Here is a 14522-nt window from a genome sequence, read left to right as displayed (position 1 = left end):
ATGGTTGACCCTGTGGCGAGGGAGCTTGCTCCCGCTGGGCTGCGCAGCGGCCCCCTCCATTCTGTCTGACACATCAAAGTGACAGGTACATCTGGGGCCGCTTCGCGGCCCAGCGGGAGCAAGCTCCCTCGCCACAAAAGCTCCCTGTCACAGAACCTATATAACCAAACGCCCTATGTCAGTTCGGGATCACTTGAGTGCCTGCAACGCCTCAAGCCTGGCCATCACCCCCGCCGCCGTCTGCTCCCCCAGCAACTGTTCGCGCACCTTGCCCTGGTTGTCGATGATGTAGGTCACCGGCAACCCTTCGCTGCGAGGCAGGTCGAAAATCTCGGCCGGGTCTCGCGCCAGCACCGTGAAGCGAATCCCCATCTTGTCGCTGGCATTCTTGAGTTCTTCACCCTGCACCTGGTCGAAGTTGACCCCGAACACGCCGATGTTGCGCCCCTTGAGCTGTTCGGCCAGGGCATTGAACTCCGGGATCTCGGTGCGGCACGGCGCGCACCACTCCGCCCAGTAGTTGAGCACCAGCCATTGTTTGTCCAGCCGCTGGGAGGCGATGGCCTGGCCGTTCTGATCCACCCCGTAGTCGTTTCCGCAACCGGCGAGCAACAGGATGCCCATGAATGTCAGTGCCGCCGTCAATCGCCTTGTCATGTGCCAATCCTTGTCTGATGTGAACGCTGCCGCGACCCTTCGCCTCTCTAAGGTGCTAGGGACTTCGCGGCACAGTAGAATAGCCGCCACCTTACGCAAGATGCGACCCGCTCATGACCGATCTGACGCTTTATCACAACCCGCGCTGCTCGAAATCCCGCGGTGCGCTGGAACTGTTGGAGGCCCGCGGCCTGGCGCCGACCGTGGTCCGCTACCTGGAAACCCCGCTCGACGCCGCGCAACTGGAGCGCCTGCTGGCCAAGCTCGGCATCAGCGCCCGGCAGTTGCTGCGCACCGGCGAGGACGAATACAAGGACTTGAACCTGGCCGACGAAAGCCTGAGCCAGGCCCAGTTGATCGCCGCCATCGCCGCCCACCCGAAACTCATGGAACGGCCGATCCTGGAAGCCGGTGATAAGGCCGCGATCGGCCGTCCGCCGGAAAAGATCCTGGAGATCCTGGAGATCCTGCCGTGACCACGCCGTATATCCTGGTGTTGTATTACAGCCGCAGCGGCTCCACCAACGAAATGGCCCGGCAGATCGCCCGTGGTGTCGAGCAGGCCGGGCTGGAGGCCAGGCTGCGGACGGTGCCGGCGATTTCCACCGAGTGCGAAGCAGTGTCCCCGGACATTCCGGAGCAAGGCCCGCTCTACGCCAGCCTCGATGACCTGAAGAACTGCGCCGGCCTGGCCCTGGGCAGCCCGACCCGGTTCGGCAACATGGCCGCGCCGCTCAAGTACTTTCTCGACGGCACCAGCAACCTGTGGCTGACCGGCGCGCTGGTGGGCAAGCCGGCCGGGGTCTTCACCTCCACCGCGAGCCTGCACGGCGGCCAGGAAACCACTTTAGTGTCGATGATGCTGCCACTGTTGCACCACGGCATGCTGATCACCGGCCTGCCCTACAGCGAATCGGCCCTGATCGACACCCTGGGCGGCGGTACGCCCTACGGCCCGAGCCATCACGCCGGGGCCGACGGGAAAAGCGGCTTGAACGAGCATGAAGTCGCCCTCTGCCGGGCCTTGGGTTCGCGCCTGGCGAAAACCGCCCTGTTGCTGGAGAACGGCCGTGGCTAAGAAGCCGAAGATCCTGCCTTCCATCCAATGGCTGGAACCGCGCGTACGCCTGGCCCGTGTCCTCAGCCTGCTGTGCTTTTTCGGCCTGGTGGGATTACTCAGCGCGTATTACCTGCTGATCGCCGACCTGCACGGCGCCCGGCCCTGGGTGATTCTGCTGATCGAACTGGTGCCACTGCTGATACTTGCGCCCGGCATGCTCAGCGGCAGTGCCCGTGGACATTCGTGGATGTGCTTCGTGGTGAACCTGTATTTCATCAAGGGCGCATTGGCGGCCTATGACCCGAACCGGCAACTGTTCGGCGTGCTGGAAATGGCGGCAAGCGTGGCGGTGTTCTGCTCGGCCTTGCTGTATGTGCGCTGGCGGTTTCAGTTGAATCGGCGGTTGGCTGGCGAAGGCGAGCCCTCCGTCGCCTGATAGGCCGCCTTCGCGAGCAAGCCCGCTCCCACAGGGATTGGTGAACGCCGAACATTCCCTGTGGGAGCGGGCTTGCTCGCGAATGGAGCGACGCGGTCTCAATGATTGACTGTATAAGCCAGCATCATCGATATCTGCGACATCGGCCGCCCACCGCTCTCTTCATGCCACTGGTTGAAGGCATTCTGCACCGTCGCCAGGTCCCGCAGGCTGGTGGGGACTTTGTCGATGATGTCTTGGGCGTTGAGCGCCGCCACCACGTCATAACTGGGCACGAAGGTGTCCTTGCCCATCATCCGCAAGAAGCGCGGCGCCGACAGGCCGCCCAATTGATGGCCGTGCTTCTTCAGGTAGGTCCACAGGCCAACGATATCGGTCACCGGCCAGTCGGCGACCAGCGCGCCGAAGCTGCCCTTTTCATGGGCCACGTCCAATATCAACTGCGCGTTGCGCGGTACGCTCTTGAGCTTGCCCAGGTGGCGGATGATCCGCGCGTCCTGCATCAGCCGCTCCAGGTGTTCGGCGCTCATCAGTACGACTTTTTCCGGGTCGAACTTGAAGAACACTTCTTCGAAGGCCGGCCACTTGGCGTCTACCAGGCTGTGCTTGAGCCCGGCACGGAACACTCGCAGCGCCATGGTCGACAGGTAGCGGTCGTCGCTGATCTTGCGCAGTTGCGCCGGGGTCTTGGGAACAGGCAGGTGGGCTTCCAGTTCAGCTGCCGAACCGAAGCGGTTCAGACAATACTCGTGCAGCCACTTGTAATCGCGCATGCCCTCTCCTGGGTTAAAAAATGAAAACGGCGCTCGCAAGCGCCGTGAATAGACGTCGCTGCGACCGTCAGAGATTCACCACATTGACGAACCGCGGCGTGGCGTTTTCGTCAATGCGCAGGTTGGTGAAGTCGAACAGGTTGCGGTCCGCCAGTTGCGACGGAATGACGTTCTGCAAGCCGCGGAAAATGCTCTCGGTACGGCCCGGGGTCTTGCGTTCCCATTCCTGGAGCATTTCCTTGACCACTTGGCGTTGCAGGTTTTCCTGGGAGCCGCACAGGTTGCAGGGGATGATCGGGAACTGCTTGAAATCCGAATAGGCCTGGATGTCTTTCTCGTTGCAATAGGCCAGCGGACGAATGACCACGTTGCGCCCGTCATCGGCACGCAGCTTGGGCGGCATGGCCTTGAGCGAGCCGTTGTAGAACATGTTCAGGAAGAAGGTCTCGACGATGTCGTCGCGGTGGTGCCCCAGCGCCATCTTGGTCGCACCGATCTCGTCGGCGAAGGTGTAGAGCGTGCCGCGGCGCAGGCGTGAGCACAGCGAACAGGTGGTCTTGCCTTCGGGGATCAGTTCCTTGACCACCGAATAGGTGTCTTTCTCGACGATGTGGTATTCCACGCCCAGCGACTCGAGATAGGCCGGCAGCACGTGCTCGGGGAACCCGGGCTGCTTCTGGTCCATGTTCACCGCGACGATGTCGAACTTGATCGGCGCCACCTTCTGCAAATGCATCAACACGTCGAGCAAGGTGTAGCTGTCCTTGCCGCCGGACAGGCAGACCATGACCTTGTCGCCGTCCTCGATCATGTTGAAATCGGCGACCGCCTCACCGGCCAGGCGGCGCAGGCGCTTTTGCAGTTTGTTCTGGTTGACCGTAAGAGTGCCCATGACGCGAAATCCGTGAGGTGTGACGAAAGGCCGGCATTTTACGCAAAAAATCCCCGCTGTGGCACGGCCCTTGTGGCGAGGGAGCTTGCTCCCGCTCGGCTGCGAAGCAGACGCCAACAGGACGACCCCAGAGGGTCGCTTCGCAACCCAGCGGGAGCAAGCTCCCTCGCCACAGGGAATCTATTCGCCAGCGAAATTGTGCATACAGATCAAGCCGCGATTAGCCGGCCCCGCTACAGCGCGATTTGCTCTAAGCCCCCCATCCCCCTCGGGGTAACTCCTTTCTATACTGCGACATAAGGTCGCACACATATCCAGACCTTTACTTACTTGGCCGTTTTGGCCCGTAGGCGCTCCGTTGGGGGGCGATGGCAATAACAAAGGAGTGACTGACTATGATCCATCATGTCGTGGGGCTCTTTACCCACCCTGATCAAGAATGGAAAGAAATCCGTGGCGATCAGGAGGAAAGCATCAGCCACATGTACCTCACCCACACGCTGATCCTGGCGGCCATTCCCGCGGTTTCGGCGTTCATCGGCACCACGCAGGTGGGATGGGTCATCGGCAATCGTCCACCGGTCATGCTCACCCAGGAAAGCGCGCTGTGGATGACCATCATGTCGTACCTGGCCATGTTGGGCGGCGTGGCGGTCATGGGGGCCTTCATCCACTGGATGGCGCGCACCTATGACGCCAATCCGAGCCTGGCCCGTTGCGTTGCGTTCGCCACCTACACCGCGACACCTTTGTTCATCGGCGGCCTCGCGGCGCTCTACCCGCACATGTGGCTGGGGATGATCGTTGGCACGGCAGCAATCTGCTACACGGTCTACCTGTTGTACGTCGGCCTGCCGACGTTCATGAACATTCCCCAGGACGAAGGTTTTCTGTTTTCCAGCTCGGTGCTCGCCGTCGGCCTGGTGGTGCTGGTGGCCATCATGGCGTTCACAGTGATCGTCTGGGGGCTGGGCGTCGGCCCGGTCTATACCAGTTGAACTTCTATACCCATTGAAGAATGCCCTCCCATAAAAAAGCAGGATCTGCCGACACAGGCCGCCGCAAGGCGGCCTTCCTGTGTGCGAAACGACCATTGGGCACCTGGACGATTCGCAACGGCCGGCGCTTGCGGCATACTCGGGCTTCTGGAGACCCGTAAAGCATGCTCGAGCAACTCAATACCCGCGTCGAAGAGTGTTACCAACAAGCCGAAGCCTTTTTCAAACGTCCTTTCAAACGCCCGGTGGTCAGCTTCAAATTGCGCGGCCAGAAGGCCGGTGTCGCGCACCTGCATGAAAATCTGCTGCGCTTCAATCCTCAGTTGTACCGGGAAAATGCCGAGGACTTCCTCAAGCAGACCGTCGCCCACGAAGTCGCGCACCTGATCGCCCACCAACTGTTTGGCGACCGTATCCAAGCCCATGGCGAGGAATGGCAGCTGATCATGCGCGGGGTGTACGAACTGCCGCCCAACCGTTGCCACACCTACGAAATCAAACGCCGCACCGCAACCCGCTATATCTATAAGTGCCCTTGCGACGGCAGCGACTTTCCGTTCACGGCCCAGCGCCACAGCCTGGTGCGCCAGGGGCGGCGGTATTTGTGCCGCAGCTGTCGCGGTACCTTGGTGTTCAGTGGGGAGACTCGGGTCGAATAGCGATTTTTTGTAGTGCTTTCAATGGCCCCTTCGCGAGCAGGCTCGCTCCCACAAGGGTCTTTGCAAACGCCAGAGATCCAATGTGGGAGCGAGCCTGCTCGCGAAGGGGCCATTGAGGGCACTACAAAACCACCTTGGCACTGCGCAATTGAGCGATTCGCTCAACACTGAACCCCAACGCCCCCAACACCTGATCCGTATGCGCCCCCAGCCTCGCCCCTATATGCCGAGGCTCGGGCAGCCCTTGGGAAAACTTCAATGGACAGGCCATCTGCGCCTGACTTGAACCCTCCCCACGTGGCACCTGTGTCACCAGTTCCCGAGCCTGTAGCTGCGGATGCCGCACGGCTTCTTCCAGGCTCAACACCGGCTCGACACAAGCATCAATCCCGGCAAACAAACTGCACAGATCGGCAAAATCCCGCTTTTCGAACTCAGCCTGCAACGCCTGCTTGAGGACGTGTTGCTGTTCAGGCTTGGGCGACAACCCCGTGGCCGCCAGTTCCGGCCGCCCCAAAGCCTCGCACAGCGCCTGCATAAAGGCCGGTTCCAGGCTGCCCACCGACATCCAGCGACCGTCACGGGTGCGGTAATAATCATAGAAGCTGCCGCCGTTGAGCATCTGGTTCTCCCAACCCGGTTCCACGCCACAGGCCAGGTAACCGGCGCCGGCCATGGCGTTGAGGCTGAACACGCAGTCGGTCATGCTCACGTCCAGGTGCTGTCCCTGCCCGGTCTGCTGACGGGCGATGACCGCCGCTAGCAGACCGATCACGCCGTGCAATGAACCACCGGCGATGTCCGCCGCCTGGATCCCCAGCGGCAGCGGCCCGCTGCCGGCACGGCCGGTGTGGCTGGCCAGCCCCGCCAGGGCCAGGTAGTTGATGTCGTGACCGGCACGGTCCTTATAGGGGCCGGTCTGGCCGTAGCCAGTGATCGACACGTAGATCAGCCGCGGATTGATGGCCTTCAAGGCCTCGTAGCCCAGGCCCAGCCGCTCCATCACGCCGGGGCGAAACTGTTCCAGCAGGATGTCGTAGTCCCCCAGCAACTGCGTGACCACCTCCAACGCCTCCGGCTGCTTGAGGTCCAGGGCCAGGCTGCGCTTGTTGCGGTTGAGGTAGGCATGGCTGGCCGATACGCCTTGGTCATGGGGCGGCAGCACCCGCAGCAGGTCTTGGCGGGTCGGCGACTCGACGCGCAACACCTCGGCCCCCATGTCCGCCAGCAACAGCGAGGCGAACGGGCCGGGCAACAGGGTCGAGAAGTCCAGAACCTTGAGCGATGCCAGTGGACCTTGCATGGGCGATCTCCGAGAGGGTGATGATTGAAGACTAGGCAGGGATGGAGGGTGGGGCAATCACCGGGGGCATCGTTCGGGCTGACCAATCCGCTCAGTCCGGGACCATCGTGGCGAGGGAGCTTGCTCCCGCTGGGTTGCGAAGCAACCCCAATATGTATCTGCCACCGCATAGCTTCAGGTAATTCGCAGGGGGCCGCTGCGCAGCCCAGCGGGAGCAAGCTCTGGCCACAGAAGCGCGCCAGCTTCAAAATCGAGAACCAATAAAAAACCCGCCGAAGCGGGTTTTTCATTGCAGCCTGAAGATTACTTCGTTGGCACTGCGGTTTCAGCGGTTGCCACCACGTCGTCATCTTCACGGACGTCGGAGATACCACGACCACCGGAAGCCAGCTCGGTCTGCAACTGGTCTTCGTCCAGCTCCTTGACCCACTTGGCAACCACGATCGTGGCAACGGCGTTGCCCACCAGGTTGGTCAGGGCGCGGGCTTCGGACATGAAGCGGTCGATACCCAGGATCAGTGCCAGGCCAGCCACCGGCAAGGTGCCTACGGCCGACAGGGTCGCCGCCAGTACGATGAAGCCGCTACCGGTCACGCCAGCCGCACCTTTGGACGACAGCAACAGCACCAGCAGCAGGGTGATCTGGTGAGTCAGGTCCATCGGGGTGTCGGTGGCCTGGGCGATGAACACCGCAGCCATGGTCAGGTAGATCGACGTACCGTCGAGGTTGAACGAGTAGCCCGTCGGGATGACCAGGCCTACGACCGACTTCTTGGCACCCAGGCGTTCCATCTTGATCAGCATGCGCGGCAGGGCCGATTCCGAGGAGGAAGTACCCAGCACGATCAGCAGTTCTTCACGGATGTAGCGGATCAGCTTGACGACGCTGAAGCCGTGGGCGCGGCAGATGGCGCCCAGTACCACCAGTACGAACACCACGCAGGTGATGTAGAAGCAGATCATCAGCTGGCCCAGTTGCACCAGCGAACCGACACCGTAGGCGCCGATGGTGAAGGCCATGGCACCGAACGCACCGATAGGCGCCAGCTTCATGATCATGTTGATGATGATGAACATGACGTGGGCGAAGCGATCGATGAAGTCCAGGACCGGCTTGCCGTAGGCACCCAGGCGATGCAGGGCAAAACCGAAGAGCACCGAGAACATCAGCACTTGCAGGATGTCGCCGTTGGCGAACGCGCCCACGATGGTGTTCGGGATCACGTTGAGGATGAAGGCGATGATGCTCTGGTCTTTACTGGCATTGATGAAACCAGCGATCTTGCTGGTGTCCAGGGTCGACACGTCGATGTGCATGCCGGCGCCCGGTTGCACGACGTTGACCACGACCAGGCCGATCAGCAGGGCAATGGTGGAGACGATTTCGAAGTACAGCAGCGCGTAGCCGCCGGTCTTGCCCACCGATTTCATGTTCTGCATGCCGCCGATACCACTGACGACGGTACAGAAGATGATGGGAGCAATGACCATTTTGATCAGTTTGATGAACCCGTCGCCGAATGGCTTGAGGGCAACACCGGTCTGCGGGTAGAAGTGGCCGAGCAAAATGCCGATGGCAATGGCTACGATCACCTGGAAATACAGGGATTTGTACAGTGGCTGACGAGTCGTCATGGCAAACCTTCCTCAAGAGTCCCGCATGACGACTTCCACCTGTCGTCCACGGCACCTCAATTGCGAACCCTCCTGCACTGGAGGGATTTGTTTTGTTCGGCTGCACGCGGCAGACCTGCAGGCTCTATCGCAAAGCCCGTGCCATTTTTTGGAAAAGCCCTACAACCGTTATTACAGAAGGCGTCGTGGATTACTCAACGGTTAAACACGGCGGCGAAAGATGGCGGATTTCCGCCAACGGGGTGTTTATCACTCCGGGATTTGGCGGATATCCGCCTTGTCCAACCTCGTCCCCCTGCTACCATCGCCCGCTTAACGGACGGATTTCTGCCATGCGCCAACGCACGATCGCCAGCCACTTCGCCCGCGCCGCCTTGGGCGGTGCGCGGCGGCAAGGCTTCGACTATTTGCCTTTGCTGCAACAGCTGGGCATCAGCCCGGAACTCTTGGATGAGCCGCGCGCGCGGATTGCGCCGGAGCAGTTCGCCCGCCTGTTGCAGGCCCTGTGGCTGGCAATGGAGGACGAGTATTTGGGGTTCGGCCGGGCACCGAGTAAACCCGGGACGTTTGCGATGATGTGTCACGCGTTGATCCACTGTCGGACCCTGGGCAAGGCCCTGCAGCGCGGCTTGTTGTTCTATGGTTTATTCCCCGACGCCCCGCGCCTGACGCTGGAAACCGAAGGCGAACGCGTGCGGCTGGTACTGGACGATTCGACGCTGTGGGACCCGGATCACTTCCTGACTGAAAGCCTGCTGGTGGTCTGGCATCGCCTCGCCAGTTGGCTGATCGGCCAGCGGATCGGCCTGGAGCAGGTGACGTTCGGCTACACCAAGCCCGCCCACGCGGCTGAGTACGACTTGTTGTTCCCCTACCCGTTGGCATTCGACGCACCCGGCAGCAGCCTGTTGTTCCACAGCCGCTACCTGGACATGCCGCTGTTGCAGGACGAACGCACCCTCAAGCATTTCCTCGAACACTCCCCCGCCGACCTGCTGTCGCGCCCGGACGATGGCCACAGCCTCAGCAGCCAGCTGCGCCGCCTGCTCAGCCGCGACACGGCGCGCTGGCCGGACCTGGACACCGTCGCCGCCCATTTGCACATCAGCCCGCAGACCTTGCGCCGGCATCTGCGGGAAGAAGGCACCAGCTTCCAGGAACTCAAGGATCAACTGCGGCGGGATATCGCCATCTACCATCTGGGGCGTGCCGAGCTGTCGTTGCAGCAGATTGCCGAGCAGTTGGGTTTCTCCGAACCTTCGGCGTTTCACCGGGCGTTCAAGAAGTGGACGGGGGTGACGCCGGGGGCTTATCGGGAGTTGGAGAGCTGAGTGATCACATCCAACTTCTGTGGTGTATCCACCGTCTCCTGTGGCGAGGGAGCTTGCTCCCGCTCGAGTGCGCAGCGCTCGCAAGTTTTTGGGGCCGCTTCGCAGCCCAGCGGGAGCAATCTCTGGCCACAAAGGCCGGCAAACACACCGAAAATACTCCAGTCAAACCACCGGAAAGTGAATCCGGAACGCCGCCCCGCCCAGCTCTGAATCCCCCAGGGTCAACTTGGCGCCGTAGCTGTCGATGATGTCTTTCACCACCGCCAGGCCAATGCCTTGCCCCGGATGCTGGCGATCCAGCCGCTCGCCACGCTGGAGAATCCGCGCCCGTTGATCCGGCGGCACGCCCGGCCCGTCGTCCTCGACACTCAACTCCGTGCCGCCGAGGGTCTGGTGCATGCTCACGCGCACCTCGCCCAGGCACAGCCGATAGGCGTTCTCCAGCAGGTTGCCGAGCATTTCCAGCAAGGCGCCCTGTTCGATCGGCACCTGGCAGTGCTCCGGCAGGTCGAAACTGACGGTGACCCGCTTGTCGCGATAGACCTTGTCCAAGGTGTCGCACAGGCTTTGCAGCACCGGGCGCAAGCGCACCTGATGGCGCACCAGCCCACTCTTGCGCAGGCTCGCGCGCTGCAATTGGTAGCCGATCTGCTGGCTCATGCGCTCGATCTGGGTTTGCAGCACCCAGGCCTGGCCACGGTCCTCGGGGCGCCGGGCCATGTCTTCGCTGACGCCCTGCAACACCGCCAGCGGGGTTTTCAGGCTGTGGGCCAGGTCATCGAGGGAGTCGCGATAACGGCTGCGCTGTTCCCGCTCGCTATAAAGCAAGCGGTTGAGGGAGCCGGTCAGGCGCAACAGTTCCCGGGGGTGTTCGGTGCTGAGGCTTTCCCGGGCCCCGCTTTCGATTTCGTCCAGCTCCTGGCTCAGGCGCCGCAACGCCCGCAGCCCCCAGGTCAGGCCGATCCACAACAGCGCCAGCAACACCGCCAGGGCCGCGCCAAAGCCGAGGTAGAGATTGTCCCGCAGGCCCTGCAAGGTCACCTCGTACTCGCGCACCGGGTGCAGGGTAACGATGCTGAACGCCGCGCTCTGGCCGCCGAGCAGCTTGATCTCGACGTCGTAGACAAAAAACTCCTGGCCATTGCTCTCGCGAATGCGGGCGAACTGGTTGCCCTGGCCGTCATAACGCGGCGTGTAGTTGATGTTTTTTTCCTGGGTCGCCTTCGACCGCCAGACCAGCCGCCCCTCGCGATCATAGATATAGCCCAGCAGGCGGGCGTCGGCGAGGTTGAAGCGTTCATCGGGCAACTGCGCCGGCATCTTCAAGCGGTTGTTTTCCACCCGGGCGGCGGAAATCAGCGTGGTCACGTCCGAGGCCAGGCGTTGCTCGATGGATTCCTGCAAGGCCAGGCTGAACGCCCCTTGCATGGCCGGCAGCAAGGCCAGCATGAACAGCACCGCCAGGGTCATGGCGGCCAGCATCAGCCGCAGCCGAAGCGAACGAATCACTGGCAGCGCTCGTTGAACAGATAACCCAGGCCCCGCACGGTGTCGATTGGCTTGAAGCCGGCCGGGGCCTCCAGCTTACGGCGAAGGCGTCCTACCAGCACTTCGATGACATTGGGATCACGCTCGCCGTCATCGGGGTAAAGCTGCTCCATCAAACGATCCTTGGCCACCACCTGCTGGTGATGACGCATCAGGTACTCGAGGATGCGGTATTCGTAGGCGGTCAACGCCAGCGGCTCCTCGTCGAGGGACGCCTGCTTGCGGTTGAGGTCCAGCAGCAACGGCCCGGCGACGATGGTCGACTGGGTGAAGCCGCTGGAGCGGCGCAACAGGGCGTTCAACCGAGCCTCCAGCTCTTCGAACTGGAACGGCTTGACCACGTAGTCGTCGGCACCGGCGGCCAGGCCTTCGACCTTGTCCTGCCAGTTGCCGCGGGCGGTCAGGATCAGGATCGGAAACGTCTTGTCCTGGGCCCGCAGCCGGCGGATCAGCTCCAGCCCGCTGATGCCGGGCAGGCCCAGGTCGATCACCGCCAAGTCATGGTTGAACTCCCGGGCCTGGTACAAGGCCTCCTCGGCATTGGCCACGGCCTGCACCACATGGCCGCTGTCGGTGAGCCGGGTTTGCAGGTGATGACGCAACAGCGCTTCGTCTTCGACGACCAGTAATTTCATGGAGCCTCTCCCCAGGCAAATCAAACAATCCAGTGCGGCGCACCTCAACGAAAGGCGCCGGATCGTCTTCGACCGATCCGGCTGGATCTCCTCACCGTGCCCTCGCCTGCTTAGAACGTGTAGTTGGCGGACAGGTAGGTCTGGGCGCTGCTGGTCAGGTCCAGCGAGCCAACCTTGGCGCCACCGTGCGGGCTCATCTCGGTGCTGGCGTTGCTGCGCAGGTAACGGTAACCCAGTTCAATCGAGGTGTTTTGCGAAATTTGTTGCAGCACGCCGCCCTGCAAGCCCACCGCGTAGCCGATGTCGCTGTCGCGACTGAAGCCAGGCGAATCCTGGGTCAGCTTGGTCAGGCCCGCCGTGCCGCCACCGAACAGTTTGGTGCTGCCGGTGACCGGATAGAACACATCGTAGCTGCCCAACAGGTTTTCCTGGCGCAACTTGATGCCGTTGTGGGTGCCCGAGACGTTGTCGTAGGTGGCGTAGTAGCGGCCCTGGTCGTTCTGCTTGCCCAGTCGCAGACCATAGGTGGTGTCCTTGCCGATGATGCCGTCGGCGTTCGGGTTGTTCAGGGCGCTGTTCAAGGCGTCGGACTTCTTCACCTTGTCGCTGGTCTGGCCCAGGGTCAGGCTGGCGAAATTGTCATCGGCGTGGGCCATGGCGCTGGCGCCCAGCACGGTGAAGGCCAGCAGCAGTTTTTTCATAGCAGTCATGATCAAGTTCCTTTGCAGCGTGGATGTGTTGTGAAGTCGCCGTCACCTTAACCAGCGGTCCCTGAACACCCGTTGAACGTTCTCTGAACCGGCGCTGAATGAATCGGCTAATCTGTGCGGACCACTTTTTATAAGGAGATCCGTCATGCGCAGGCTGCTAGCTGTTGTACTTCTGGCCATGAGCGGTGTGAGCCACGCCGCCATCCAGACCCAGGAGATCCCCTACACCAGTGCCGACGGCACCCAGCTGATCGGTTATTACGCTTATGACGACGCCGTCAAAGGCCCGCGCCCAGGCGTGGTGGTGGTGCATGAATGGTGGGGGCTGAACGATTACGCCAAGCGCCGTGCCCGTGATCTCGCGGGCCTGGGCTACAGCGCCCTGGCCATCGACATGTACGGCGGCGGCAAGAACACCGAGCACCCCAAGGACGCCATGGCCTTCATGCAGGCGGCGCTCAAGGACGGCAAGGCGGCCAGCGCCCGCTTCCAGGCCGGTCTCGACCTGCTGAAAAAACAGCCCCAGACCGATCCGGACAAACTCGCTGCCATTGGCTACTGCTTCGGCGGCAAAGTCGTGCTCGACGCGGCGCGCCAGGGTGTGCCGCTGGCCGGCGTGGTGAGCTTCCACGGTGCGCTGGTGACCAATACCCCGGCCACGCCAGGCAGCGTCAAGGCCAAGGTGCTGGTGGAACATGGCGCCTTGGACAGCATGGTCACCCAGGACAACGTGACCGCGTTCAAGAGTGAGATGGACAAGGCCGGTGTCGACTATAAATTCGTCAACCTCGAAGGCGCCAAGCACGGTTTCAGCAACCCCGATGCCGACCGCTTGAGCCACGGCGAGCATGGCGGACCGGACATCGCCTACAACAAGGAAGCCGACGAGAAGTCGTGGGCGGATATGCAGAAGTTCTTCAAGAAAATCTTTGGCTGAGCACACTTCTTTCAGCTGAAAAAATGATGTTTTTGTGGCGAGGGAGCTTGCTCCCGCTTGAGTGCGTAGCGCTCACAGATCTTTTGGGGCCGCTTCGCAGCCCAGCGGGAGCAAGCTCCCTCGCCACAAAAGCCAGCCATGCCTCACATAAACGCCACGCCACTACCCAGCCTCCCACCAACCCGGCAAAATGCCCGGCATGAAGACACTCCCCACCCTCCCCGCCTGTTGCTCGCCCCTGGATGAGCACTGGCTATTGCCCGACGCCCTGCCCGATACGGTGCTGCTGAGCACCCGCTTCGACCCGTTGTTGCTGGTGGGCGCCGACTTCACCAACAGCGTCATCGAGCCACCGGCGAGCATCCAGCGTTCGGTGGCCAAGCGTCAGGCAGAGTTCCTGGCCGGGCGGATCTGCGCTCGGGCGGCGTTGCAGCGACTCGATGGCCAGATCTGCGTACCGGCCATTGGCGAAGACCGCGCCCCGGTGTGGCCGGCGCATATCAGCGGCTCGATCACCCACAGCACGGGCCGGGCAGCGGCCATCGTCGCGAAAAAAGAACACTGGCAAGGCTTGGGCATGGACGTGGAGAACCTGCTCGACCCCGAACGCGCCGAACGCCTGGCCGGTGAAATCCTCACCTCGCCAGAGCTGCAACGCATGACCCGGCTCGCCCGCGATGACCAGGCCTTGCTGGTGACCCTGACCTTTTCAGTGAAGGAAAGTCTGTTCAAGGCGCTGTACCCCATCGTCAGGCAGCGTTTTTATTTCGAGCATGCCGAGGTTTTGGATTGGAGCCCCGATGGACAGGTGCGATTGCGTCTGCTGACGGACCTGTCGGCCGAGTGGCGCCATGGCAGTGAGCTGCAGGCGCAGTTTGGGGTGAAGGATGGGCAGTTGTTGAGCCTGGTGGGGATCAGGGCCTGAGACTTGTTGTGCCTGGAATGCCG

The 14522-nt window shown here is 62.0% G+C and carries 16 protein-coding genes; 8 read left to right on the top strand and 8 right to left on the bottom strand.

Translation table 11 applies throughout. The features are described 5' to 3' along the window. Window positions 1–189: 189 nt before the first annotated feature. Complete coding sequence (locus HU715_RS19855; protein WP_186707028.1) at window positions 190–657, bottom strand: TlpA family protein disulfide reductase; 468 nt, start codon at window positions 655–657, stop codon at window positions 190–192. A 113-nt stretch (window positions 658–770) separates the two neighbouring features. Between HU715_RS19855 and arsC the strand changes: the two genes are divergently transcribed. Genes arsC through HU715_RS19840 form a run of 3 tightly spaced genes read left to right on the top strand, consistent with a single transcriptional unit; the run spans window position 771 to window position 2153 of the window. After that, the gene (gene arsC, locus HU715_RS19850) at window positions 771–1133 is read left to right on the top strand and encodes an arsenate reductase (glutaredoxin) (protein WP_186707029.1); all 363 of its coding nucleotides are present in this window, start codon (window positions 771–773) and stop codon (window positions 1131–1133) included. Continuing rightward, window positions 1130–1735, top strand: coding sequence for an NAD(P)H:quinone oxidoreductase (wrbA, locus tag HU715_RS19845; protein ID WP_186707030.1), 606 nt, complete (start codon window positions 1130–1132; stop codon window positions 1733–1735). Before arsC ends, wrbA begins: the two co-directional genes overlap by 4 nt. Continuing rightward, entirely contained in the window at window positions 1728–2153 is a 426-nt protein-coding gene (locus tag HU715_RS19840; RefSeq protein WP_186707031.1) for a DUF2069 domain-containing protein, read from the top strand. Before wrbA ends, HU715_RS19840 begins: the two co-directional genes overlap by 8 nt. Before the next feature lie 98 nt (window positions 2154–2251). On the opposite strand, the gene HU715_RS19835 is transcribed toward HU715_RS19840, so the two are convergent. Both HU715_RS19835 and ttcA read right to left on the bottom strand, forming a co-directional pair. Beyond that, window positions 2252–2926 carry a DNA-3-methyladenine glycosylase I gene (locus tag HU715_RS19835; RefSeq protein WP_109753950.1) on the bottom strand — a complete coding sequence of 225 codons (675 nt, stop codon included), beginning with the start codon at window positions 2924–2926 and terminating at the stop codon, window positions 2252–2254. Window positions 2927–2993: 67 nt separating this feature from the next. Continuing rightward, the gene (gene ttcA / locus HU715_RS19830; protein ID WP_003178962.1) at window positions 2994–3818 is read right to left on the bottom strand and encodes a tRNA 2-thiocytidine(32) synthetase TtcA; all 825 of its coding nucleotides are present in this window, start codon (window positions 3816–3818) and stop codon (window positions 2994–2996) included. A gap of 395 nt (window positions 3819–4213) precedes the next feature. On the opposite strand from ttcA, the gene HU715_RS19825 reads away from it, so the two are divergent. Both HU715_RS19825 and HU715_RS19820 read left to right on the top strand, forming a co-directional pair. Next, on the top strand, window positions 4214–4816 hold the full coding sequence (locus HU715_RS19825) for a Yip1 family protein (protein WP_186707032.1): 603 nt from the start codon (window positions 4214–4216) through the stop codon (window positions 4814–4816). 164 nt (window positions 4817–4980) lie between these two features. Beyond that, complete coding sequence (locus tag HU715_RS19820) at window positions 4981–5475, top strand: SprT family zinc-dependent metalloprotease (RefSeq protein WP_186707033.1); 495 nt, start codon at window positions 4981–4983, stop codon at window positions 5473–5475. A 121-nt stretch (window positions 5476–5596) separates the two neighbouring features. Here the strand turns inward: HU715_RS19820 and HU715_RS19815 are convergent, their stop codons facing one another. Beyond that, complete coding sequence (locus tag HU715_RS19815) at window positions 5597–6778, bottom strand: CaiB/BaiF CoA transferase family protein (RefSeq protein WP_186707034.1); 1182 nt, start codon at window positions 6776–6778, stop codon at window positions 5597–5599. 303 nt (window positions 6779–7081) lie between these two features. After that, on the bottom strand, window positions 7082–8413 hold the full coding sequence (locus HU715_RS19810; RefSeq protein WP_186707035.1) for a dicarboxylate/amino acid:cation symporter: 1332 nt from the start codon (window positions 8411–8413) through the stop codon (window positions 7082–7084). Window positions 8414–8745: 332 nt separating this feature from the next. Between HU715_RS19810 and HU715_RS19805 the strand changes: the two genes are divergently transcribed. Further along, window positions 8746–9744 (top strand): AraC family transcriptional regulator, encoded by a 999-nt coding sequence (locus HU715_RS19805; protein ID WP_186707036.1) that lies wholly within the window; start codon window positions 8746–8748, stop codon window positions 9742–9744. Between the two features lie 162 nt (window positions 9745–9906). On the opposite strand, the gene HU715_RS19800 is transcribed toward HU715_RS19805, so the two are convergent. The 3 genes from HU715_RS19800 to HU715_RS19790 form a co-directional block, all read right to left on the bottom strand. After that, window positions 9907–11253, bottom strand: coding sequence for an ATP-binding protein (locus HU715_RS19800; RefSeq protein WP_186707037.1), 1347 nt, complete (start codon window positions 11251–11253; stop codon window positions 9907–9909). Beyond that, window positions 11250–11927 carry a response regulator gene (locus HU715_RS19795; protein WP_053124352.1) on the bottom strand — a complete coding sequence of 226 codons (678 nt, stop codon included), beginning with the start codon at window positions 11925–11927 and terminating at the stop codon, window positions 11250–11252. The genes HU715_RS19800 and HU715_RS19795 overlap by 4 nt, the downstream gene beginning before the upstream one ends. Window positions 11928–12037: 110 nt before the next feature. Next, a complete protein-coding gene (locus tag HU715_RS19790; RefSeq protein WP_186707038.1) occupies window positions 12038–12637 on the bottom strand; it encodes a hypothetical protein in 600 nt (199 codons plus the stop codon). A 145-nt stretch (window positions 12638–12782) separates the two neighbouring features. Here HU715_RS19790 and HU715_RS19785 point away from each other — a divergent pair, with 145 nt between their 5' ends. Beyond that, window positions 12783–13574 (top strand): dienelactone hydrolase family protein, encoded by a 792-nt coding sequence (locus HU715_RS19785; RefSeq protein WP_186707039.1) that lies wholly within the window; start codon window positions 12783–12785, stop codon window positions 13572–13574. Between the two features lie 199 nt (window positions 13575–13773). Beyond that, entirely contained in the window at window positions 13774–14499 is a 726-nt protein-coding gene (locus tag HU715_RS19780) for a 4'-phosphopantetheinyl transferase family protein (protein WP_202892781.1), read from the top strand. Window positions 14500–14522: the final 23 nt, after the last annotated feature.

It is taken from the genome of Pseudomonas zanjanensis, assembly GCF_014268745.2.
Classification (GTDB): Bacteria; Pseudomonadota; Gammaproteobacteria; order Pseudomonadales; family Pseudomonadaceae; genus Aquipseudomonas; species Aquipseudomonas zanjanensis.
The sequence above is the reverse complement of the archived record's forward strand: the minus strand, read 5'-3'. Positions and strand labels throughout refer to the sequence as shown.

Bases quoted from the DNA above. Each gene is read 5' to 3' on its own strand.
- HU715_RS19815 (WP_186707034.1), bottom strand. From the start codon at position 6,778: ATGCAAGGTCCACTGGCATCGCTCAAGGTTCTGGACTTCTCGACCCTG.
- HU715_RS19785 (WP_186707039.1), top strand. From the start codon at position 12,783: ATGCGCAGGCTGCTAGCTGTTGTACTTCTGGCCATGAGCGGTGTGAGC.
- HU715_RS19855 (WP_186707028.1), bottom strand. From the start codon at position 657: ATGACAAGGCGATTGACGGCGGCACTGACATTCATGGGCATCCTGTTG.
- ttcA (WP_003178962.1), bottom strand. From the start codon at position 3,818: ATGGGCACTCTTACGGTCAACCAGAACAAACTGCAAAAGCGCCTGCGC.
- HU715_RS19795 (WP_053124352.1), bottom strand. From the start codon at position 11,927: ATGAAATTACTGGTCGTCGAAGACGAAGCGCTGTTGCGTCATCACCTG.
- HU715_RS19790 (WP_186707038.1), bottom strand. From the start codon at position 12,637: ATGACTGCTATGAAAAAACTGCTGCTGGCCTTCACCGTGCTGGGCGCC.
- HU715_RS19805 (WP_186707036.1), top strand. From the start codon at position 8,746: ATGCGCCAACGCACGATCGCCAGCCACTTCGCCCGCGCCGCCTTGGGC.
- HU715_RS19820 (WP_186707033.1), top strand. From the start codon at position 4,981: ATGCTCGAGCAACTCAATACCCGCGTCGAAGAGTGTTACCAACAAGCC.
- HU715_RS19810 (WP_186707035.1), bottom strand. From the start codon at position 8,413: ATGACGACTCGTCAGCCACTGTACAAATCCCTGTATTTCCAGGTGATC.
- arsC (WP_186707029.1), top strand. From the start codon at position 771: ATGACCGATCTGACGCTTTATCACAACCCGCGCTGCTCGAAATCCCGC.
- HU715_RS19780 (WP_202892781.1), top strand. From the start codon at position 13,774: ATGAAGACACTCCCCACCCTCCCCGCCTGTTGCTCGCCCCTGGATGAG.
- HU715_RS19835 (WP_109753950.1), bottom strand. From the start codon at position 2,926: ATGCGCGATTACAAGTGGCTGCACGAGTATTGTCTGAACCGCTTCGGT.
- HU715_RS19825 (WP_186707032.1), top strand. From the start codon at position 4,214: ATGATCCATCATGTCGTGGGGCTCTTTACCCACCCTGATCAAGAATGG.